The 20,979-nt window shown below is 69.6% G+C and carries 15 protein-coding genes and 3 tRNA genes; 8 read left to right on the top strand and 10 right to left on the bottom strand.

Annotation, left to right across the window (positions count from 1 at the left end; translation table 11 throughout):
- The first annotated feature begins 39 nt into the window (after nt 1-39).
- The 5 genes from CEG14_RS19065 to CEG14_RS19045 all read left to right on the top strand — a co-directional run bounded on the left by CEG14_RS19065 (nt 40) and on the right by CEG14_RS19045 (nt 2,426).
- Nucleotides 40-116 (top strand) — tRNA-Arg (locus tag CEG14_RS19065).
- Between the two features lie 282 nt (nt 117-398).
- Nucleotides 399-475 (top strand) — tRNA-Arg (locus CEG14_RS19060).
- 315 nt (nt 476-790) lie between these two features.
- The gene (locus CEG14_RS19055; protein ID WP_094827967.1) at nt 791-1,117 is read left to right on the top strand and encodes an ArsR/SmtB family transcription factor; all 327 of its coding nucleotides are present in this window, start codon (nt 791-793) and stop codon (nt 1,115-1,117) included.
- Between the two features lie 50 nt (nt 1,118-1,167).
- Nucleotides 1,168-2,280 carry an alkene reductase gene (locus CEG14_RS19050; protein WP_094827966.1) on the top strand — a complete coding sequence of 371 codons (1,113 nt, stop codon included), beginning with the start codon at nt 1,168-1,170 and terminating at the stop codon, nt 2,278-2,280.
- A 69-nt stretch (nt 2,281-2,349) separates the two neighbouring features.
- A tRNA-Arg gene (locus tag CEG14_RS19045) sits at nt 2,350-2,426 on the top strand.
- A gap of 152 nt (nt 2,427-2,578) precedes the next feature.
- Here the strand turns inward: CEG14_RS19045 and CEG14_RS19040 are convergent.
- From CEG14_RS19040 to CEG14_RS18995, 10 genes are all read right to left on the bottom strand, one after another.
- Entirely contained in the window at nt 2,579-4,276 is a 1,698-nt protein-coding gene (locus CEG14_RS19040; protein WP_094827965.1) for an AMP-binding protein, read from the bottom strand.
- Between the two features lie 52 nt (nt 4,277-4,328).
- The gene (locus CEG14_RS19035; RefSeq protein ID WP_094827964.1) at nt 4,329-4,919 is read right to left on the bottom strand and encodes a chalcone isomerase family protein; all 591 of its coding nucleotides are present in this window, start codon (nt 4,917-4,919) and stop codon (nt 4,329-4,331) included.
- Entirely contained in the window at nt 4,886-5,428 is a 543-nt protein-coding gene (locus CEG14_RS19030; RefSeq protein ID WP_094827963.1) for a PaaI family thioesterase, read from the bottom strand. Before CEG14_RS19030 ends, CEG14_RS19035 begins: the two co-directional genes overlap by 34 nt.
- A gap of 4 nt (nt 5,429-5,432) precedes the next feature.
- The gene (locus CEG14_RS19025) at nt 5,433-6,632 is read right to left on the bottom strand and encodes an acetyl-CoA C-acyltransferase (protein WP_094827962.1); all 1,200 of its coding nucleotides are present in this window, start codon (nt 6,630-6,632) and stop codon (nt 5,433-5,435) included.
- 10 nt (nt 6,633-6,642) lie between these two features.
- Nucleotides 6,643-9,033 (bottom strand): 3-hydroxyacyl-CoA dehydrogenase/enoyl-CoA hydratase family protein, encoded by a 2,391-nt coding sequence (locus tag CEG14_RS19020; RefSeq protein WP_094827961.1) that lies wholly within the window; start codon nt 9,031-9,033, stop codon nt 6,643-6,645.
- A 61-nt stretch (nt 9,034-9,094) separates the two neighbouring features.
- Nucleotides 9,095-10,417, bottom strand: a complete 1,323-nt coding sequence (locus CEG14_RS19015; protein ID WP_094827960.1) for an OmpP1/FadL family transporter — start codon at nt 10,415-10,417, stop codon at nt 9,095-9,097.
- A 96-nt stretch (nt 10,418-10,513) separates the two neighbouring features.
- A complete protein-coding gene (locus CEG14_RS19010) occupies nt 10,514-12,520 on the bottom strand; it encodes a 3-hydroxyacyl-CoA dehydrogenase NAD-binding domain-containing protein (RefSeq protein WP_094827959.1) in 2,007 nt (668 codons plus the stop codon).
- Entirely contained in the window at nt 12,517-13,821 is a 1,305-nt protein-coding gene (locus CEG14_RS19005) for an acetyl-CoA C-acetyltransferase (RefSeq protein ID WP_094827958.1), read from the bottom strand. The genes CEG14_RS19010 and CEG14_RS19005 overlap by 4 nt, the downstream gene beginning before the upstream one ends.
- Before the next feature lie 12 nt (nt 13,822-13,833).
- Nucleotides 13,834-16,179 carry an acyl-CoA dehydrogenase gene (locus CEG14_RS19000; protein ID WP_094827957.1) on the bottom strand — a complete coding sequence of 782 codons (2,346 nt, stop codon included), beginning with the start codon at nt 16,177-16,179 and terminating at the stop codon, nt 13,834-13,836.
- A 48-nt stretch (nt 16,180-16,227) separates the two neighbouring features.
- Entirely contained in the window at nt 16,228-16,899 is a 672-nt protein-coding gene (locus CEG14_RS18995; protein ID WP_094827956.1) for a TetR/AcrR family transcriptional regulator, read from the bottom strand.
- 978 nt (nt 16,900-17,877) lie between these two features.
- Between CEG14_RS18995 and CEG14_RS18990 the strand changes: the two genes are divergently transcribed.
- The 3 genes from CEG14_RS18990 to CEG14_RS18980 all read left to right on the top strand — a co-directional run bounded on the left by CEG14_RS18990 (nt 17,878) and on the right by CEG14_RS18980 (nt 20,975).
- The gene (locus tag CEG14_RS18990) at nt 17,878-18,636 is read left to right on the top strand and encodes a response regulator transcription factor (protein WP_094827955.1); all 759 of its coding nucleotides are present in this window, start codon (nt 17,878-17,880) and stop codon (nt 18,634-18,636) included.
- Nucleotides 18,637-18,801: 165 nt separating this feature from the next.
- The gene (locus CEG14_RS18985; protein WP_094827954.1) at nt 18,802-19,464 is read left to right on the top strand and encodes a helix-turn-helix transcriptional regulator; all 663 of its coding nucleotides are present in this window, start codon (nt 18,802-18,804) and stop codon (nt 19,462-19,464) included.
- 110 nt (nt 19,465-19,574) lie between these two features.
- Nucleotides 19,575-20,975 carry a phosphomannomutase/phosphoglucomutase gene (locus CEG14_RS18980; protein WP_094827953.1) on the top strand — a complete coding sequence of 467 codons (1,401 nt, stop codon included), beginning with the start codon at nt 19,575-19,577 and terminating at the stop codon, nt 20,973-20,975.
- The last annotated feature ends 4 nt before the right edge of the window (nt 20,976-20,979 follow it).

Raw genomic sequence — 20,979 nt, 5'->3', positions numbered from 1 at the left:
GTGCGGATGCAAACGGCATGTTATAAACACGCCTCTTGAGCGCCCGTAGCTCAGTTGGATAGAGTACTTGGCTACGAACCAAGGGGTCGTGGGTTCGAATCCTGCCGGGCGCGCCAAAATTCGAAAGACCTGCAAGCTGCTTGCAGGTCTTTTGTCTTTCAGCAGGGGTGTTGCTTGCTGTGCCTCGCACAGCGGCACGCGGGTCGTCCCGTGCGGCTTTCTCGAAAGCCAGCACGGTGCGCCGAAAAGGCGTAGTGTGGGGATGTGGCATCGCTGCCGCATCGGCCTGCGGCCCCGGCACCTGCCGCTGGAAGTGATTGACGGAATTGTCCGGCTGACGCGAAAACGTCATAGTGGTTGGACAAAACCAAAAAAGGCGATATAATTTTGCCTCTTTAGCGCCCGTAGCTCAGTTGGATAGAGTACTTGGCTACGAACCAAGGGGTCGTGGGTTCGAATCCTGCCGGGCGCGCCATATTCGAAAGGCCTGCAAGCATTGCTTGCAGGCCTTTTGTCTTTTCGGCGCCAGAGGCGGGAAGTGGGGCTGCGGGAAGCGGACTGCAGCAAGCGGGCTGCAGCAAGCGGGCTACAGCAAGCGGACTGCCGGCATCGGACTGGAAGCAGGCCGACAGCGCAGGCAGGACAGTGCCGCGCCGGGCATGCCACGCTGGACAGCGCCGCCACCCTCCCGCTATAGTGGGCCGTATATCGCTATATTGCGATATACGAATATAAGCTTATGCCCGCCAGGCGCACACCCAGCCTCCCCCGGCCAGGCCGTCGATCCGCAATGAACACCTCCCTTTCCCCCGCCCCCGACACGCCCGACCGCGACCTCATTCTCAAGGCGCTGGCCCATCCCCTGCGCGTCGAGATCCTGGGCTGGCTCAAGGAGCCGGAACGGCATTTCGCCGGCCAGGAACACCCGCTGTCGGAAGGGGTGTGCGCCGGCATGTTCGAGCGCTGCGGGCTGTCGCAGTCCACGGTGTCGGCCCATCTGGCGGTGCTGTCGCGCGCCGGGCTGATCACCAGCCGCAAGGTCGGGCAGTGGGTCTTCTATCAGCGCAACGAGCCGCGCATCCAGGCTTTTCTCCAGGACCTCGGCGCGCGCCTCTGACGCGCGCCCCGGTCCTCCCGTTCCTCACTCAACGTATTGCGAGGTCAAGCATGTCCAATCTGTTCGAGTCCGTCACCGCAGGCGATCTCAAGCTGGCGAACCGCATCGTCATGGCGCCGCTCACGCGCAATCGCTCGCCCAAGGCGGTGCCGCTGCCGATCACGGCCACCTACTATGCGCAGCGCGCCAGCGCCGGCCTGCTGATCACGGAGGCCACCGCGATCTCGCACCAGGGCCAGGGCTACGCGGACGTGCCGGGCCTGTACGCGCCGGAGCAACTGGCGGGCTGGCGCCGGGTGACCGACGCCGTCCATGCCAAGGGCGGCAAGATTGTCGTGCAGCTCTGGCACGTGGGCCGAATCTCGCACACCTCGCTGCAGCCGGACAACCAGGCGCCGGTGGCGCCGTCGGCGGTGCAGGCCAATTCCAAGACCTACCTGATCGACGCGGATGGCAAGGGCAGCTTCGCGCCCACCTCCACGCCGCGCGCGCTCGCGCTCGATGAGCTGCCCGGCATCGTGGCCGACTACCGCCGCGCGGCCCGCGCCGCCATCGACGCCGGCTTCGACGGCGTCGAGCTGCACGCCGCCAACGGCTACCTGATCGACCAGTTCCTGCGCAACGGCAGCAACAAGCGCACCGACGCCTATGGCGGCAGCATCGAAAACCGCGCGCGCCTGCTGTTCGAGGTGCTGGACGCGCTCACCGCCGAGATCGGCGCCGGCCGGGTCGGCATCCGCCTCTCGCCCGTCACCCCCGCCAACGACGCCAGCGACGACCAGCCGCAGCCGCTGTTCGACTACGTGTCGGCCAGGCTCGGCGCGTACGGCCTGTCGTATGTGCACGTGATCGAGGGCGCCACCGGCGGCCCGCGCGACTTCCAGCAGGGCGCCGCGCCGTTCGATTACGCCCGCTTCAAGCAGGCCTATCGCGACGCCGGCGGCAAGGGCGCGTGGATGGTCAACAACGGCTACGACGGCAAGCTGGCCGAGCAGGTCGTGGCCAGCGGCGAGGCCGACCTGGTGGCGTTCGGCAAGGCCTACATCGCCAACCCCGACCTGGTCGAGCGCCTGCGCCAGAAGGCCCCGCTCAACGAGCCCGACAAGAACACCTTCTATGGCGGCGGCGAGCACGGCTATATCGACTATCCCGCGCTGGCCTGAGGCGGTTGCCCCGCTCGCCGCGCCTGGATTGGACAAAACCAAAAAAGGCGATATAATTTCGCCTCTTTAGCGCCCGTAGCTCAGTTGGATAGAGTACTTGGCTACGAACCAAGGGGTCGTGGGTTCGAATCCTGCCGGGCGCGCCATATTCGAAAGGCCTGCAAGCATTGCTTGCAGGCCTTTTGTCTTTTCGGCGCCAGAGGCGGGAAGCGGGGCTGCGGGAAGCGGGCTGATGGGGTGGCCTGCGGGGGCCGGACTGCGGGGACCAAACTGCGGGGATCGGGCTGAACCCGCCCTGTCAGCGCGGTGCCGGCGCCTGCGCGGCGTCGAACTCGGCCTGGGGCGGACGCAGCTCGCGGCGCAGGATCTTGCCCACGTTGGTGCGCGGCAGGTCGTCGCGGAACTCGACCGCGCGCGGCACCTTGTAGCCTGTGAGATATTTGCGGCAATAGGCGATCACCGCCTGCGCATTGAGCTGCGGGTCGCTGCGGATCACGAACAGCTTCACCACCTCGCCCGAATGCGCGTCGGGCCAGCCCACGGCGGCCACCTCGCGCACGCCGGGGCAGGCCGCCGCGACGTCCTCGATCTCGGTGGGATAGACGTTGAAGCCCGACACCAGGATCAGGTCTTTCTTGCGATCGACCAGATAGAGAAAGCCGCGATGGTCGACATAGCCGATGTCGCCGGTGCGCAGATACCCGTCGGCGTGGAAGGCCTGCGCCGTTTCCTCGGGATTGCGCCAGTAGCCGCGCATGATCTGCGGCCCGCGGATGCAGACCTCGCCGACCTGGCCCTGCTCGAGCTCGTTGCCGTCCTTGTCGCGCACCGACAGTTCGAGCGAGGGCACGGGCAGGCCGACCGAGCCATGGAATTCCTCGTCGCGCAGCGGGTTGAGCGAGACCGCCGGAGAGGCCTCGGTCAGGCCGTAGGCCTGCGCCAGCGGCGTGCCGGTGATCGCGAGCCAGCGCTCGGCCACCACCCGCTGCACCGCCATGCCGCCGCCCAGCGTGATGCGCAGGCGCGAGAAGTCGAGCCGGTCGAAGTCGGGGTGATTGAGCAGCGCGTTGAAGAGCGTGTTCACGCCGGTGAAGCAGGTGAACGGCGTCTTGCTCAGCTCGCGGATGAAGCCGCCGATGTCGCGCGGATTGAGGATCAGCAGGTTGCTCGCGCCCAGCCGCATGAAGGTCAGGCAGTTCGCCGTGAGGGCGAAGATGTGATAGAGCGGCAGGGCCGTGACGATGCATTCCTCGCCCTCGGTCACGAGCGGGCTCACCCAGGCATGGGCCTGGCAGAGATTGGCCACCATGTTGCCGTGGCTCAGCATCGCGGCCTTGGCCACGCCGGTCGTGCCGCCGGTGTACTGCAGGAACGCGAGGTCGTCGTGGGTCAGGGTGGCGGGGGTGAACGGCAGGCCGCGGGCCTGGCGCGTCACGTCGCGCCAGGCGAGCGCCCCGGGCAGCTGCCAGGCCGGCACCAGGCGCTTGACCCGCCGCACCACGAAGTCGACCAGCCGGCCCTTGAGCGCGCCGAGCTGGTCGCCCACCGAGGTGACGACCACGTTGGGAATGCGCAGCCGCGGCTGCACCTGGGCCAGCGTGTGGGCGAAGTTCTCGGCGATCACGATCGCGCTCACCTCGGCGTCGGCCAGCTGGTGTTCGAGCTCGCGCGGGGTGTAGAGCGGATTGCAGTTCACCACCACGCAACCGGCGCGCAACACGCCGAACAGCGCGATCGGGTACTGCAGTAGATTGGGCATCATCAGCGCGACGCGGTCGCCGCGCGCCAGGCCGCGCGACTGCAGCCAGGCGGCGAAGGCCCGCGACTGGCGATCGAGCTCGGCGTAGCTGAGCGTGGCGCCCATGCTGATGAACGCGGTGTTGCCGGCGTAGCGCTGGCAGCTCTGCTCCAGCAGCTCGACGAGGGAGCCATAGATGGCGGGATCGATCTCGGCAGGAACGCCGGGCGGATAGCTTTGCAGCCAGATTTTTTCCATGCTCCGTTCCGTGAGGGCCAGCGGATGGGATTTTATTCGAATGCTTGCGGGCTCAACGATCCGCGCCCAGCAGCGCTTCCTTGAGCGAGGCCTGGGCGGGTTTGTCGCCGAGCCAGACCCGCAGCAGCGCGCGGGCGATGTCGGCGCCTTCGATGCGCTCGCGCAACTGGCCCTTGTACGCGACGCTCACGCCCTCCTGCGAGAAGTCCAGGTCGACCACGTCGCCGGCCCGCGCCTGCCCGACCGACTTCATCACGGCATCGAGGCGCGCCTCCTGCGGCGCGATGCGCGCCCGGGTGGCGGCGTCGGTGTTGTCGGCCAGGCCCTGGCGCAGGGCCCCGGAAAGCGTATCGCCATCGATGTCGCGCAGCAAGCGCAGCTCGATGCGCGCCGGTTGATCGAGCGCAAGAATCGCGGCCGCATCGCGCCGCGGCGCGGGCAGGTACAGCGCGGCCACGTACACCTTCACCACGAAGCGGGTGCGGGTGCCGGCGCCGTTGAGCACGAGCGCATGGTCGCCGGCGCGGATACGCTCGGGCAGGTCGACCCCGCTCACACGCACCTGGGCGTGGCCCGCGGCGGGCAGGGCCAGCGTGAGCGCGGCCAGGGTCAGGGCGGCGAACCTTCGGAAGGCGAGGGGCATGGCGGCACTCCGGAACTCTTGCGTTGGTAGAACGCCTTGTCGGCGATGTACACGATGCGCTCGACCACGGCGTACAGCTCGCCGCGCGCATCCTTGATTTCCACGGTGTAGTTGCGGGTCGTCTCGTGATCGCGGGCGAGCGCCGCGCGCACCTGCGCGATTTCCACGTCGGGCAGGGTGAAGTCCGCATATACCGTGCCGTAGGCCGGACGGCGATAGCGGATCGACGCGGACTTGTCCCAGACGATCACGTCACGGCCCAGCGCCAGCATCAGCAGCGTGGGATGCGCGCCGTCCGTGATCGCGAACAGCGATCCCCCATAGAGCGAGCCCACGATGTTGCGCGTGCGCCGGGTGAGCTTGAGCCGGATCCGCAGCGAGCGGAAGTCCGGCGCCACCCACTCGACCCGCCCGCCGGTGGCGCGAAAGGCCGGATGCAGATTGAAGCCGATGCGCAGCAGCGGGGCCCGCCAGGCGGCGGGCAGGCGTTCGAGCCATTGCAGCTTCACGATGTCAGAGCGCCTCGAACACCCCGGCCGCGCCCATGCCGGTGCCGATGCACATGGTCACCATGCCGTAGCGCTTGCCGGTGCGGCGCAGGCCGTGCACCAGGGTGGCCGTGCGGATCGCGCCGGTGGCGCCCAGCGGATGCCCGAGGGCGATCGCGCCGCCGAGCGGGTTGACCTTCTGCGGGTCGAGCCCGAGCTCGCGCATGACGGCCAGCGACTGCGCCGCGAACGCCTCGTTGAGCTCGATCCAGTCGAGGTCGTCCTGCTGGATGCCGGCGCGCGCCAGCGCCTTGGGAATGGCCTGCGCGGGCCCGATGCCCATGATCTCGGGCGGCACGCCGGCCACCGAGAACGACACGAAGCGCGCCAGCGGCGTGAGGTTGAACTCGCGCAGGATGCGCTCGGACACCAGGATGACGGCACCGGCGCCATCGGACATCTGCGAGCTGTTGCCCGCCGTGACCGAGCCGCGTGCGGCGAACACCGGCCGCAATCGGGCCAGCGCCTCGAGGCTGGAATCCGGCCGCGGGCCCTCGTCGATCTCGGCCAGCCGCTCCACCACCTTGATCGCGCCGCTCTGGCCGTCGGGCAGGTGGCTGCGGATCAGATAGGGCGTGGTCTCGGCCTCGAAGTGGCGCGAGGCGATGGCCTGGCAGGCCTTCTGGTGCGAGGCCAGCGCAAAGGCGTCCTGGTCTTCGCGCGACACCTTCCAGCGTTCGGCGACCTTCTCGCCGGTCAGGCCCATGCCATAGGCCATGCCCAGCATCTCGTCGTGGGCGAAGATCGCCGGGTTCATGGCGACCTTGTTGCCCATGATCTGCGGCATCGCGCTCATCGACTCGGTGCCGGCGCCGATCATGATGTCGGCGTCGCCCTGGCGGATGCGTGCGGCCGCGTCGGCCACCGCCTGCAGGCCCGAGGCGCAGAAGCGGTTGACGGTGACGCCCGCCACCGAGTCCGGCAGGCCGGCCAGCAACAGGCCGATGCGGGCCACGTTCATGCCCTGTTCGGCCTCCGGCATCGCGCAGCCGGCGATCACGTCTTCGATGTTCGCGGGATCCAGGCCGGGGACCTGGGCCAGCGCGCCCTGGAGCACCGCGGCCAGCATGTCGTCGGGGCGCACGGTGGCGTACATGCCGTTGCGCTTGCCGGTGGGCAGGCGGGTGGCGGCGACGATGTAGGCGTCTTGCAGGGTTTTGCTCATGTTCGGCTCCTCAGTTGCGCAGCGGCTTGCCGGTGTCCAGGGTGTGGCGGATGCGGGCCTGGGTCTCGGGCGTGCGCAGCAGCGCCACGAACTCGCGGCGCTCGACCGCCAGCAGCCATTCCTCGTCGACCCGCGTGCCGGCCTCGACCTCGCCGCCGCACAGCGCCAGCGCGGCGCTGCGCGCCACGCGGTAGTCGTGCGCGCTGATCATGCCGCCTTCGCGCATGTTCAGCAGCACCATCTCGAAGTTGGCCACGCCGGTGCGGCCGGCCACGGGGATGCCGCGCACCGGCAGGGGCGGCACGTGGCCGGCGTCGGCTGCGGCCCGCGCCTCGCGCAGCGCCACCCACAGCAGCTCGTCGGGATGGAACACGATGGTGTCGGTGGCGCGCGCATAACCCATGTCGATGGCCTGCAGCGCGCTCTTGGCGACCTGCGCGGTGGCGATGTTCTGGAACACCGGCTGCAGATAGGGGAACACCTCGGCGGGCGTGGCCGTGGTGGCGGCCAGCGCGGCGGCGCGCGCGGCCAGCAGCTTGCTGCCGGCGCCCGCGGGGATCAGCCCGACCCCGGCCTCGACCAGGCCGATGTAGCTCTCGAGCGCGAGCACGCGGCGGCTGGTGTGCATCAGGAATTCGCAGCCACCGCCCAGCGCCATGCCCTGCACCGCGGCCACCGTGGGAATGGTGGCGTAGTGCAGCGCCAGCGAGGTGCGCTGGAAGGTTTCGACCATCTTCTCGAGCCGCTCGAACTCGCCGGCCTGGCAGGCCTGGTAGACCTGTTCGAGGTTGGCGCCGAAGGCAAAGGGCGGCTCGTGCCAGAACACCAGCGCGTCGAAATCGCGTTCGGCGCGGCGCACGGCCTCCTGGATGCCCTCGAGCACCTCGCCGCCGATGGTGTGGTTTTTCGAGGTGAGCGACAGGATGGCGATGCCCGGATCCTGCGCGGGCAGGGTCCAGAGGCGCACGCCTTCGGCCTCCCAGACCGTCTCGCCGCGATCGTCGCGCCGTTCGCCATGGACGCGGTCGGGGAAGATCTGGCGCTGGTAGACCGGCAGGGCGCGGCGCGCCTTGTAGGCCTGCTCGCGCGCGGACCAGGAGCCCGCCTCGGTGTGCACGCCGGTGCGCGCGGGGTCGAGCGCCCAGTCGGGCAGGGCCACGTCGCTCATGGCGCGGCCGGCCTGGATGTCGGCCGCGATGGCGCGCGCCACCTGCTGCCAGCCCGCGGCCTGCCAGGTTTCGAACGGGCCCTGGGCCCAGCCGAAGCCCCAGCGCATCGCCAGGTCGAGGTCGCGCGCGTTGTCGGCCACGTTGCCGAGTTGCACCGCGGCGTAGTGGAAGGTGTCGCGGAACAGGTTCCACAGGAACTGCGCCTGCGGGTCCTGGCTGGCGGCCAGGGCGGCGAAGCGCTTGGCCGGGTCGCGCTCCTTCAGGATGGCGCCGACCTCATCCGACAGCTTGCCGGCCTGGGCGCGGTACTCGCCGCTGGCCGGGTCGAGCACCAGGATGTCTTTGCCGGTTTTCTTGTAGACGCCCGCGCCGCTCTTCTGGCCCAGCGCCTTGGCATCGATCAGCTTCTGCAGCCAGGCCGGCGTCTGGAACCAGCGATGCCAGGGATCGTCGGGCAGGTGTTCGCGCATGGTGCCGATCACGTGCGCCAGCGTGTCCAGGCCGACCACGTCGGCGGTGCGGTAGGTGGCGCTCTTGGGACGGCCGATGCGCGGCCCGGTGAGCGCGTCCACGTCTTCGAAGGCCAGGCCCAGCCGCTCCGTGTGGTGCAGGGCCGCGAGGATCGAGAACACGCCGATGCGGTTGGCCACGAAGTTGGGCGTGTCGAGCGCCCGCACCACGCCCTTGCCCAGGCGCGTGGTGAGCCAGGCCTCGAGCTGGTCGAGCACGCGCGCGTCGGTGTGCTGCGTGGCGATGATCTCCACCAGGCGCATGTAGCGCGGCGGATTGAAGAAATGGATGCCGAGAAAGCGCGGCCGCAGGCTCTCGGGCAGCGCGGCGGCCAGCGTGTTGATCGACAGGCCGGAGGTGTTGGAGGCCACCACCGCGTGCGGCGCCAGGTGCGGCGCGATGCGCTCGTACAGCGCGGTCTTCCAGTCGAGCCGCTCGGCGATGGCTTCGATCACCAGATCGCAGCTCGCCAAGGCGGGCAGGTCGTCGTCGTAGTTGGCGGCGCGGATGAGGTTCAGGCGGTCGGCCTGCGCCAGCGGCGCGGGCTCGAGCTTCTTGAGCGCGGCCAGCGCCTGCCTGACGATCCCGTTGCGGTCGCCCTCGGGCGCGGTCAGGTCGTACAGCGTCACCGGGACGCCGGCATTGGCCAGGTGGGCGGCAATCTGCGCGCCCATGACGCCGGCGCCCAGTACGGCGGCGTGCTTGACGGTGAACTTGCTCACGGATACCTCCTGTGGATGCGTCCGGGGCCGCCGGCCCCGGACCGGTGCTGCGCGTGCGGCGTCAGAAGCGCGTCGAGACCTGCAGGCCGACGATGTTGCCCTTGCCGCTGTAGGTGCCGGCCACGCGGCCCTTGCTGGCCTGGCTGCCCGAGGTGGTGTCGATGTCGGTGTCGCGCAGGTAGAGATACGCGTACGACAGGTCGATGGTGGTGTTCGCCGTGGGCGCCCATTGCACGCCGGTGGCGAACCACCAGCGGTCGGTGTCCGGCAGCGAGGTCGGGCGGTCGGAGGCCTTGTGCACCGGCGACTGGTCGTAGGCCACGCCGAACTTCCACTTCCATTGCGGCGCGAACTTGTAGTTGGCGCCCAGCGCCACGCGCCAGGTGTCGCGGAAGCCCAGCGGCAGCGTGTCGGTCGGGCCGCCGCTGTTCTTGATCTTGAGCTCCTGGATGCTGCTCCAGCCGGTCCAGGACACGTCGCCCAGCAGCTCCCAGCGTTCGTTGAGCTGGTGCGAGGCGCTCAGGATCAGCGAGTCGGGCAGGTCGACGTTGGCGCTGGCGTCGTACGACACCGATTGCGTGCCCAGCGGCGTGGAGATGTTGCTGACGTCGGTGTCGCCCTTGGCCTTGTAGCGGATCTTCGAGCGGTACGACAGGCCGATGCGGGTGGCCTCGGTGGGCTGCAGCATGAAGCCGATGTTCCAGCCCCACGCGTCGTCGTCGAGCTTGAGCTTGGCGTCGCCGTTGGAGAAGAACGGCGTGCCGGGCAGCGGCACCACGGTCTTTTTCTTGTACTCGGCGTCGATGCGCTGCCAGTTCAGGCCGAAGCCCATCGAGAACTGGTCGTTGACCTTGTAGGCGATGGTCGGGTTGACGTTGATGGTGCGGATGTCGAACTTGTTGGAGTGGTACTGGCCGACCCAGTCGTCGTCGTATTCGGTCATGAGGCCGAACGGCGCGCCGACGCCGATGCCCAGGTACCACTGCTCGTTCACCTGCCACGAGAAGTACGCATTCGGCACCACGCCGAGGTGGCCGGCGTCGCCGCCGTTGCCGCCGGTGGGCACGCTGCCGCCCAGGCCGGTGCTGCCGGGCAGGCCCGGCGCGCCCGGATTGCGGCTGTCGCCGTTGTCGCGGAACTTGAACGACGGCCAGATGAAGTTGACGCCGGCCGTGGCATTGGCGCCCTTCAGGTACGTGATGCCGGCGGGGTTGTAGTACATCACGCTGGCGTTCTCGGGATTCGCGGCCGAGCCGGCGTAGGCGTTGCCCAGGCCGCTGGCATTCTGCTCGAGCAATTGGAAGCCGGCCGCGTGCACCTGGGCCGCGCCCAGTGTGCCGAGCGCCGCGCACAACGTTTTCAATGCGAGGGAACGTCGGGTCATGATGTCTTGTCTCCGGTGGTTTTATACGTGTTCACTGCGCGGTGCTGCGGGTGCTGCGGGTGTTGCTGGTGCTGCCTGCCGGCTCGCCGTGAGGAATCAAAGGCCACTGCCGCCGGTCTCCGAGGTGTCTGTGCGGGTTGCGCGGGGGGGCGCCGCGGCGGATGCCGGGGCGGAGGCCGCGCCGCGATGGGCGCGGTAATGCAACGGGCCGCCCGTGAACGGGGCGAATCCCGTGCCGAAGATCACGCCGGCATCGGCCAGCTCGGCATCGGCCACGACGCCGTCGGCGACCTGGCGCGCGGTGCGCTCGACCAGCGGCGTGACGAGCCGCTCGGCCAGCCCCGCGGGGGCGGTGGCGGGCTGCGGTTTTTCGGCGCGGCCATTGTGCCAGCGATAAAAGCCCGCGCCTGTCTTCTTGCCGAGATCGCCGCGGGCCGTGCGCTGCGTGAGGCACTGCGGCGGCTCGGCCTGTTGCGTGAGCTGGCGGCCGGCGTCGAGCATGATGTCCAGCCCCACGGTGTCGGCCAGCTCGAGCGGGCCCATCGGCATGCCGAAGGCGGTGAGCGCGGCATCGACCGTGGCGGGCGACAGGCCTTCGTCGACGCAGCGCATCGCCTCCAGCATGTAGGGCGCCAGCACGGCATTCACCAGGAAGCCCGGCGCGTCGCGCACGGGCAGCGGCAGCTTGCCGAGCTGGCCCACGAACGCGGCGGCACGCTGGCCGGCCTCGGGCGGGTCGCCGGCGCAGCTCACCACCTCGACCAGCGGCATCTTGGCCACCGGGTTGAAGAAGTGGATGCCGACCAGGCGTTGCGGCTGTTGCAGCGCGCCGCGCAGCTCGGCCAGCGACAGGCTGGAGGTGTTGGTGGCGAGCAGCGCGCCGGGCTTGAGCCGCGGCTCGAGCGCGCGGTACAGGCCCTGCTTGGCGTCCAGGCGTTCGCTGATGGCCTCGATCACCAGGTCCGCGCGCGCCACGCCATGGCCGGCGGGGTCGGGCACCAGCCGGTCGAGCGCCGCGCGGGCGGCGCGCTTGTCTTTGAGGCGGCGCGCGTAGAGCGTGGCGGCGCGGCCGAGCGCGGGCGCGATCAGCGCGGTATCGCGGTCTTGCAGCGTGACCGTGATGCCCTTGTAGGCGCACCAGGCGGCGATGTCGCCGCCCATCACGCCGGCGCCGATCACGTGCACGTGGCCGATGGCGGGCAGGCCTTCGGCGCGGGCCTGGCCCTTGAGGCGCTCCTGCAGGCGGAACACGCGCAGCAGGTTGCGCGCGGTGCCGGACTGCACCAGCGCCGCGGTCTGCTCGCGCGCACGCAGCGGATCGCCGTCGTGCTTTTCCCAGGTCTCGACGATGGCCAGCGGGGCGGGATAGTGGCGATGCGGATCCTTTGCCGCGATCTGTTTGCGTGCGCGCGCGGCCACGAGGGCGCGCAAGGGCCGCAGATTGAGCAGCGCCTTGAGCCCGCGCGCGCGGCGCGCCGGCTTGCCCGACAGCACGTGCTGTCGCGCCGCCGCCTCGAGCAGGCGCAGCGGCACGCGCGCGTCGGCCAGGCCCAGCGCGGCGGCGCGGCGCGCGTCGATGCGCCGGCCGGTGAGCATCATGTCGAGCGCGGCGGGCGGACCGATCAGGGCCGGCAGCCGCTTCATGCCGCCCCAGGCCGGGAAGATGCCCAGCATGACTTCGGGCAGCGCCAGCGCGGTGTCGGGCGTGTCGGCCACCAGCCGGTAGCGGCAGGCCAGCGCGAGCTCCAGGCCGCCGCCCAGGCAGTTGCCCTGGATCAGCGCGAGCGTGGGATAGGGCGCGCGGGCGAGGCGATTGAAGGTGGTCCAGCCGCGCTCGACCAGGGCCTGCGCCTGCTCCGCCGACTGCACGTGATCGAACTCGTCGATGTCGGCGCCCAGGATGAAGCCGCTGTCTTTACCGGAGCGGATCACCAGGCCCTGCGGCCGGTCGGCCTGCAGCTGGTCGAGCACCAGGTTGAACTCGTGCAGCACCTCGGCCGACAGCGCGTTGACCTTGCTGCCGGCGCGGTCGAGCGTGAGCCACGCCACGCCGCCGGGGTCGCGCGCCAGGCGCCAGTGTTGCCATTGGGCTTGCGGACTCATGCGGCCTCCTTGGCGTGTGCCGGGAATGCTTCGACCAGCATGGCGCCGCCCTGGCCGCCGCCGATGCAGATGGCCGCCATGCCGCGCGTGAGCGCGCGGGCGCGCAGCGCCTCGATCAGGTGCAGCACGATGCGCGCGCCCGAGGCGCCCACCGGGTGGCCCAGCGCGATCGCGCCGCCGTCGACGTTGAGGCGGTCGAGGTCGAGCGCGCCCCAGGGGTCGGTGCCGAGGTGGTCGCGGCAGTAATCGGGATCCTGCCAGGCCGCCAAGCAGCCCAGCACCTGGGCCGCGAAGGCCTCGTTGATCTCCCACAGGTCGAGCGCGTTGAGCGTGAGGCCGTGGCGTTGCAGGATGGGCGTGGCGGCGTGTACCGGGCCCAGGCCCATGTAGGCCGGGTCGAGCGCGGCCCATTGCGTGTCGAGGATGCGGCCGATCGGCGCGAGGCCGTGGCGCTGCACCGCCTCTTCGGAGGCGAGCAGCAGCAAGGCCGCGCCGTCGGTGACCTGCGAGCTGTTGCCGGCGGTGATGTTGCCCCAGGGCTTGTCGAACACGGGCTTGAGCCGCGCCAGGCGCTCCACCGACGAGTCGGCGCGCACGCCGTCGTCGTCGGGATAGACCGTGCCGCGCGCGTCGACCAGCGGCACCACCTCGGCCAGCCGGCCGGCCTCGCGCGCGGCGAGCGCGCGCTGGTGGCTCGTGACGGCGTACTCGTCCATGCGCGTGCGCGAGATCGCGAAGCGGGTGGCGACGTTTTCGGCGGTCTGGCCCATCGAGAGGCCGACCACCGGATCGGTGAGCCCCTTGAGCAGGCCGATCACGGGCGCCAGGTCGCGCAGGCGCAGCTTGCGCAGCTGCGCGAGCTTGGCGCCGGCGCCGCGCGCCGCATACCACTGGGCCAGCCAGCGCGCCATGTCGTCGGAGAACAGCAGCGGCGCGCGCGACAGCGCATCGACGCCGCCGGCCAGCACCAGCTGGCTGCGGCCCAGCTGGATGTCGGTGATGGCGCTGTCGAGCGCCTGCATGCCCGAGGCGCAGTTGCGCATCACGGTCCAGCCCGGCACGCGATCGCCGCAGCCGAGCCGCAGCGCGATCACGCGGCCGATGTTGACTTCGTCGGGCGAGGGCGCGGCGCAGCCGACGATGACTTCGTCGAGTTCGGTGGGAGCGAAGCGCTGGCGCAGCAGCAGGTCGCGGCCGGCCTGCACCGCGAGGTCCGCGGCGGAGAACGGGCCGGGACCGGTGCGCGCCTTCAGGAAGGGGCTGCGCGCGCCGTCGACCACATACACCGGTTTGAATGTCATGCAGAGCGCTCCTCAGGCAGCACGGCGCGCCGCCGGCCGCGCTGCGCCGGTCACGCCGAAGTCGAAGGGGAAGTCGTCGACGCCGATCACGAGGTCGCGCAGACGATTGCGTTCGGCAATGATGGCATAGTCTTCCGCGCCGAGGGCGCCGGCCGCGTGCGCCGCTTGCGCTATGTCACGCACATTGGCTTGCGGGTTGCCATCGAGCACGCCGCCCTTCTCGAGCGCGCGCAGGCGCTGCTCGGCGGGCTCGGCGCGCACGGTGGCCGCGAGCGCGGCCTCGATGGCGCCGACGGGCTCGTCGGTGCTGGCGGGCAGGTAGCAGCCGGCGGTGAGCCGGTCACGCGATTCGCCGGGCGCGATGAGCAGACGCGCCACTTCCTGGCCGAGCCGGTCGGCGGGCGCACGATTCGGACGGCCCCAGGGGTAGATCACGGCGCGCAGCAAGCCGGCCACCGCGCGTTGCGGCACGTTGGCGAGCACGCCGTCGAAGGCATCCTGCGCACGCAGCAGCGCGTCCTGCAAGGCCCAGTGCGCCAGCGGCGCATCGGCGGCCTGCCGGCCTTCGTCCTCGAAGCGCTTGAGCACGGCGCTGGCCAGGTACATCTGCGCCAGCACGTCGCCGAGCCGCGCCGAGATGCGTTCGCGCCGCTTGAGGCTGCCGCCCAGCACCAGCATGCAGGTATCGGCCGTGAGCGCGAAGGCGGCCGACAGGCGCGAGAGCTGGCGATAGTAAGGCAGCATCTCGGGCGCCGCGTCGGCGGGGGCGCGCGCGAATCGCGCGCCCGTGAGGGCGGTGCCGGCGGCGCGCGCGAAGTTGCCGAGCACGAAGCGCACGTGGCCCCAGAAGGCGCGGTCGAAGGCGGGCAGGGCCTCGTCCGCCTTGGGCAGCTGCGCCGCCTGCATCTCGGCCAGCACGTGCGGATGGCAGCGGATCGCGCCCTGGCCGAAGATGATGAGACTGCGCGTGAGGATGTTGGCGCCTTCCACCGTGATGCCGATGGGCAGCTGCTGGTAGGCGCGGCCCAGGAAGTTGGACGGCCCGAGGCAGATGCCCTTGCCGCCGATCACGTCCATGCCGTCGTTGACGACCTGACGCGCGCGCTCGGTGACGTGATACTTGACGATGGCGGACACCACCGAGGGCTTCTCGCCGAGGTCGATGGCGCCTGCCGTCATGGCGCGCGCCGCGTCCATCGCGTAGGTGTGGCCGCCGATGCGGGCCAGGGCCTCTTCCACGCCCTCGAACTTGCCCACCGGCATGCGGAACTGGCTGCGCACCCGCGCATAGCCGCCCACCGCGCGCGCGGTGAGCTTGGCCATGCCGGTGTTCGACGAGGGCAGCGAGATCGAGCGGCCCGCGGCCAGGCATTCCATCAGCATGCGCCAGCCGTGCCCCGCCATCGCCGGTCCGCCGATGATGAAGTCGAGCGGCATGAACACGTCGTTGCCGCGCGTGGGGCCGTTCATGAACATCGCGTTGAGCGGGAAGTGGCGCCGGCCGGTGTCCACGCCGGGGTGGTCGTGCGGCACCAGCGCGCAGGTGATGCCGATGTCGCGGCGCGCGCCCAGCAGCCCGTCGGGGTCGTAGAGACGGAACGCCAGGCCGAGCAGCGTGCACACCGGTGCCAGCGTGATGTAGCGCTTGTCCCAGGTGACGCGCATGCCCAGCACCTCGCGGCCCTGCCACTCGCCCTTGCACACGATGCCGAAATCGGGGATGGCGGCGGCGTCGGAGCCGGCCCAGGGGCTGGTGAGGGCGAACGCGGGAATCTCGTCGCCGCGCGCGAGACGCGGCAGGTAATGCGACTTCTGTTCTTCGGTGCCGTAATGCAGCAGCAGCTCGGCGGGGCCGAGCGAGTTCGGCACCATCACCGATACGGCCAGGGCCGAGCAGCGCGTCGACAGCCGCGTCACGATCTCGGAGTGGGCAAAGGCCGAGAACTCCAGGCCGCCGTAGGCCTTCGGGATGATCATGCCGAAGAAGCCATCGCGCTTGAGCTTGTCCCACACCTCCACCGGCAGGTCGTAGCGTTCCTGCGTGATGTTCCAGTCGCTCACCATGGCGCAGACCTCGGTGGCCGGGCCGTCCATGAAGGCCTGTTCCTGGGCGGTGAGGCGCGGGCGCGGGTAGGCCAGCAGGCGCTCCCAGCGCGGCTTGCCGCTGAACAGCTCGCCTTCCCACCAGACCGTGCCGGCCTCGAGCGCGTCGCGCTCGGTGTCCGACATCTGCGGCAGCGCCTTGCGGTAGGCCGCCAGGATGGGCCGCGTCAGGAGGGCGCGCCGCAGCGGCGCCACGGCGAGCACCAGCGCCGCGAGCAGCAGCACGAACAACAGGATGGCGAGAACGACGGTCATGGTGTCTCCGGTGTATTTATCGTGGACGTGCGTGCGCGGGCCTCGCGCTCAGGGTGCCGCGGAGGTGGGCAGCGGCGCGCGCAGGCCGCCCAGCAGGAAGCTCATCAGGCGCGGCAGCAGCATGTCGGGATCGTCGGCGCGCTCGCCGTCGGCGGGCGTCCAGCCGGTCACGATGCGCAGGGTGTCGGTGCCCATGATGGCGTAGGAGGTGGCGCCCAGCATGAACTGGAAGCGCCAGATGATCTCGGCGCGCGGCACGTCGGGCAGGGCCTCGAACAGGGCCTGGCGGTAACGCTCGATCACGTCGGCGTACTCCTCGGCGAGCAGGGCACGCAGAAAGCCCGCCGGATCGGTCATGGTGCGCTCGAGCAGCGGCAGGAAGGTCTTGCCCGCGTGATCGGGGCTGGACGCCAGCCGCAGCAGCGTGCCGAAGAAGGCGTCCACGATCTGCGACGGCTTGAGCGGCTTGCCTTCGGCCTGCGCCTGCAGCGCGTCGAGCAGCCGCAGGCGCTCGCTGTTCACCACCGCCAGGCGGCGCTTGAGCACGGCCTGGACCAGGGCTTCCTTGGAGCCGAAGTGGTAGTTGACCGCGGCGAGGTTCACGCCCGCGGCGCTCGTGATCTGCCGCATCGAGGTGCCGTCGTGGCCCTGCTGGGCGAACAGCAGTTCGGCATGGTCCAGGATGGCGTCACGGGTGGTCGAGGCTGGGGGTTCGGTCATCGAGGCGTCAATTCAAACGTTTGTTTGAAAGCACTATACCCATGCCGGGTTACCGCCACGAATTCTCGTATTCCCTTATGTCGCGCCCTTTCGGACCGGGGCGCGCGCGCGGCATTGCGCCGCACCATGCTGCATTTAAACGGTGTTGGAAATTCGTTTTAAAACAAAAGCTTGGAAAACATAATGAATGTGTTTCGAGCGATAAGGTCTGCTGAAAACCGCATGAATCCACGTCCGGCCGCTCGGGCGAGCGGCCTCGGGCGCACGATCTAAACGGCGAGGGACGAGGATTCCGCAAAGAGACTGACGTCCCGGATTGGCTCATGAAAAAGAATGAATCCGCGCGGCTAAATGATTTGTCGCGGCCATGATGTTTCATGACGGGTCTTGGGCGACATGCAAGTCATTGAAAAAAAAGGGGAGTACAGGGTGCCGGAGACGTTCGGAAAAGGTGGCAACCAGAAAATTCGCAAACTTGTTATTAAAAGGAGTGATTATTCCCGCCGGGCGTTTATAACGTCGTTATTCGGCGCGCGCTGTGACATATTTTTCGCCGACGGTCACGGCAGGAAATTTAATTCTGATGATTGCTGCGGGCCGGGATGATTCCCCCGTGTCGGATGGGTGGTCTGGAAAAAACCAGCAAAATCAATAAGTTGTTCGGTTGTCGTGCGGCGCGGAGGAAGAGGGGGATACCAACCGGATGACATCTTTCGAACAGTTTAAAACGCGTGGTATGACGACTCCTGCAGTCATGCTTTCGATTTATGAAAACTTTAACGCACTAATTCAGCAGGGCGTAGATTGCGTTAACAAGATCCGACAAATATTATGTTTTCGTGCCTGGCAGGCTGAGGCCGGATTGGAGAGGAGCCATCCGGCGGTGGGATTTCCGCGTTGCAGCAGCGGCAGCCAGGAGGCACGGGGAACCGCAACTGTGCGGGTTCACAACGTTGCTGACGTGGAAAGGTGAGAGCAATGGTCAAGATCGTACTTGTCGAAGCTCACCCGCTGTTGCGCCTTGGTTTGTGGCAAGTTTTGTCTGAACTGGACGATGCGTGGGAAATTACAGCGACGGGTGTGGCGGAGCTGGCCACCCCCGAGGCTCGTCATATGGAGGCGGATCTCCTGATCTATGGCCTGTGTCCGGAAGCGGACCTGGCGGCCAGCGCGCTGGCCGAGATTCAGCGGGTATTGCGGCCGCAGTCCCTGTTGTTGCTGACCGACGCGGCGCCGTTGCCGCCGGCCGTGCTGGCCCAGTCGGGCGGCGCGGCGCGCGGCTGCCTGCTCAAGACCGCGCCGGTCGAAGTGATGGAAGCGGCGATCCGGCTGGTGCTCGCGGGCGGCCAGTGTTTTTCGGGCGAGCAGGTCATGCCGCAGGCCGCCGGCACGCCGGCGCTGCACGCGGTGCTGCCCGCCCGCATCGATGGCGCGCGAGGCGCGATGCCGATCTCGGCGGGCGCGCAGTTGCTGCAGATCACGCCGCGCCAATACGAAGTCCTGGTGTTGCTGGCGCGCGGCTACCCGATCAAGACGGTCAGCCGCATGCTCAACATCTCCGTGGCGACCGCCAAGACCCACGCGTGCACGCTGTATCAGCGGCTGCACGTGAAAAACAAGGGCGAGGCCGTGTACGCGGCGCTGCAACGCGGCGCCACGCTCGAGTGGGAGGCCGGCGCGCCGCCCGCGCCGATCCGCGATCCCGGGCTGATGCAGGCCTACGCCATGTGCAGGTAGCGCGCCGTGCAGGGGGCTGAGATCCCGGCCAAAAGAGCCGGGCGCTTCATTCTCCTGCACGAGGGTGACGCGCGCAGCCCGCTGCTAGGATCGATCTCAACGATGCCCCTCGAGCCGCCACGATGCGCGGCGGCCGGGGGGATCGGCCAGCGAGAGGTCGAGCGGATGAGCACGGTTCTGATCGAAGACTATGCCCTGCTGCGCGTGGCGATCCAGCACGTGCTGCACGAGGCCGGCCTGGACGCGGGGCTGGTGGCCGGCGATTCGTCGCAGTTGCAGGCGCTGCGCGATAGCGGTGTGCACCCGATCGAGCTGCTGCTGTTCGGCGGCGGCGCGCAGTCGGCCCGCAACGTGCCGGCGCTCAACGAGGCGATCGGCCTGTTGGCGCCGCGCCGGGTGCTGGTGCTGTACGCGGAATTCGATGCGGCGCTGATGGCCGCCGCGATCCGCGCGGGGGTGGCGGGGTATGTCTCGAAGTCGCTCAATCCGGCCGCGCTCACGGCCGCGGTGCGGCTGGTGCTCGCCGGTGGCGAGTGCTATCCGATGCCGATCCGCGGCACGCCGGCGCGGCGCCAGGCCAGCACGCCGGAGGCGCCCACGCGGCTGACGCAGCGCCAGGAGGAAATCCTGCGGCTGATGGTGCGTGGCAAGACCATGCGCGAGATCAGCCGCGAGGTCGGCACGTCGGTGGCGACCGTGAAGTCGCACGCACGCACGCTCTATTGGAAGCTGAATGCGCGCAACCAGGCCGCCGCCGCCTTCACCGCGGTGAACCTGGGCCTGGTCCCGGGACTGGAAGAGGACGAGGATGAGGCAGGCTCCCCCTGATGGCCGGGCATCCTGCTTTGCTTCATCCATCTGCCTGACTGCCAGTCCGAACGAAACCCGTTGGAATACTGCCTACGTGGTGCGCCGCAAGCGCCACGCGGGAGTCAAGCATGATAGACACACCTGCAATCGCCACCCGTTCGATCTCGCGCGCCGTCTTCAAGGATGGCGAGGTGCGAGGACCCATGCCGCTCGTCATCGATGCGGCGTTCGCCCATGCGCTCGGCACGGCGATCGGCCTGCGTGCCCGTGACGCGCGGTTCGGCGCGGTCGTGATCGGCCGCGATGCCACGCTGCCCAGCGTGGAGCTCGCCGCCGCGATGCAGGCGGGTCTGCGCGCCGCCGGGGTCGACGTGGTCGACATCGGCATCGCCACCAGCCCCATGACCTGCTACGCCACGCGCCTGATGGACTGCGGCGTGGGCGTGAGCGTGTGCACCAGCGAAACGCCCGCGCCGCGCGCCTCGATCAAGGTCATGTGGGACGGGCTGCCGCTGCAGGGCGATGGCCTGCTCGCGCTGCGCGCCGTGATGCAGGAGACGCCGTCCGGCATCGCGCCGGGCGCGCGGCGCGCGCTCAATCTGCTGCCGTGCTACCTGGCGCGCGTGAGCGCGGACATCCGCCTGGCGCGGCCGGTCAAGGTGGTGGTCGATTGCGGCCAGGGCACCACCGCGCACGTCGCGCCGGCGCTGTTGCGCATGCTGGGCTGCGAGGTCACGGTGCTGTTCGACCAGACCCAGCCGGGCGCGCCGGCGCATCCGGCCCATCCCACGCTGACGCAGAATCTGCAGGACCTGGTGTACTGCCTGCGCTATTCCGATTGCGAGCTCGGCATCGCCTTCGACGGCGACGGCGACCGGATGTCGGTGGTCACCAAGCGCGGCCTCGTCCTCACCGCGGACCAGGCCATGATGCTGATCGCGCCGCAGGTGCTGGCGCGCCACCCGCGCGGCCTGGTGCTGCACGACGCCCGCACCAGCCTGGCCCTGCCGCGCGTGGTCACGCGCGCCGGCGGCGAGTCGGCACCGTGGCGCGGCGATGCGGCGTCGATCCGCGCGCGCATGCAGGCCACCGGCGCGCTGCTGGGCGTGGACCTCAGCGGCCGGCTCTACTTCCGCGACCGCTGGTATGGCTACGACGATGCGGTCTACGCCGCGGCGCGCCTGCTCGAGTGCCTGTCGGCCTGGCCCGAGGCCGACCTCGGCTTTGCGACGCTGCCCGCCTCGTTCCGCGCGCCGGTGCTGCGCGTGCCGATGCCGGCCGCCGAAATGAGCGCGGTGCTGACGCGGCTGCGCAGCCAGGCCCGCTTCGACCAGGCGCGCCGGATTTCCTATGTGGACGGGGTACGCGTCGAGTTCGAGGACGCGTTCGCGCTGCTGCGCGCCAGCCGCCTCGAAGAGGTGCTGGTGCTGGAGGCGGAGGGCACGTCGCAGGCCACCGTGGCGCGGGCCCGGCTGGCGCTGCTGCAGGCGGCCGCGCCGCTGGCGCCGGCGCTGGCGGCACATCTTTGATCTG

The sequence above is a fragment of the Bordetella genomosp. 1 genome, assembly GCF_002261335.1.
Lineage (GTDB): Bacteria > Pseudomonadota > Gammaproteobacteria > Burkholderiales > Burkholderiaceae_B > Bordetella.
Note: the sequence above shows the minus strand (reverse complement) of the source record. Positions and strands in the feature narration are given on the sequence as shown.

Coding starts and splice junctions, on each gene's coding strand:
- CEG14_RS19055 (WP_094827967.1), top strand. CDS start 791: ATGAACACCTCCCTTTCCCCCGCCCCCGACACGCCCGACCGCGACCTC.
- CEG14_RS19050 (WP_094827966.1), top strand. CDS start 1,168: ATGTCCAATCTGTTCGAGTCCGTCACCGCAGGCGATCTCAAGCTGGCG.
- CEG14_RS19040 (WP_094827965.1), bottom strand. CDS start 4,276: ATGGAAAAAATCTGGCTGCAAAGCTATCCGCCCGGCGTTCCTGCCGAG.
- CEG14_RS19035 (WP_094827964.1), bottom strand. CDS start 4,919: ATGCCCCTCGCCTTCCGAAGGTTCGCCGCCCTGACCCTGGCCGCGCTC.
- CEG14_RS19025 (WP_094827962.1), bottom strand. CDS start 6,632: ATGAGCAAAACCCTGCAAGACGCCTACATCGTCGCCGCCACCCGCCTG.
- CEG14_RS19015 (WP_094827960.1), bottom strand. CDS start 10,417: ATGACCCGACGTTCCCTCGCATTGAAAACGTTGTGCGCGGCGCTCGGC.
- CEG14_RS19010 (WP_094827959.1), bottom strand. CDS start 12,520: ATGAGTCCGCAAGCCCAATGGCAACACTGGCGCCTGGCGCGCGACCCC.
- CEG14_RS19005 (WP_094827958.1), bottom strand. CDS start 13,821: ATGACATTCAAACCGGTGTATGTGGTCGACGGCGCGCGCAGCCCCTTC.
- CEG14_RS19000 (WP_094827957.1), bottom strand. CDS start 16,179: ATGACCGTCGTTCTCGCCATCCTGTTGTTCGTGCTGCTGCTCGCGGCG.
- CEG14_RS18995 (WP_094827956.1), bottom strand. CDS start 16,899: ATGACCGAACCCCCAGCCTCGACCACCCGTGACGCCATCCTGGACCAT.
- CEG14_RS18990 (WP_094827955.1), top strand. CDS start 17,878: ATGGTCAAGATCGTACTTGTCGAAGCTCACCCGCTGTTGCGCCTTGGT.
- CEG14_RS18985 (WP_094827954.1), top strand. CDS start 18,802: ATGAGCACGGTTCTGATCGAAGACTATGCCCTGCTGCGCGTGGCGATC.
- CEG14_RS18980 (WP_094827953.1), top strand. CDS start 19,575: ATGATAGACACACCTGCAATCGCCACCCGTTCGATCTCGCGCGCCGTC.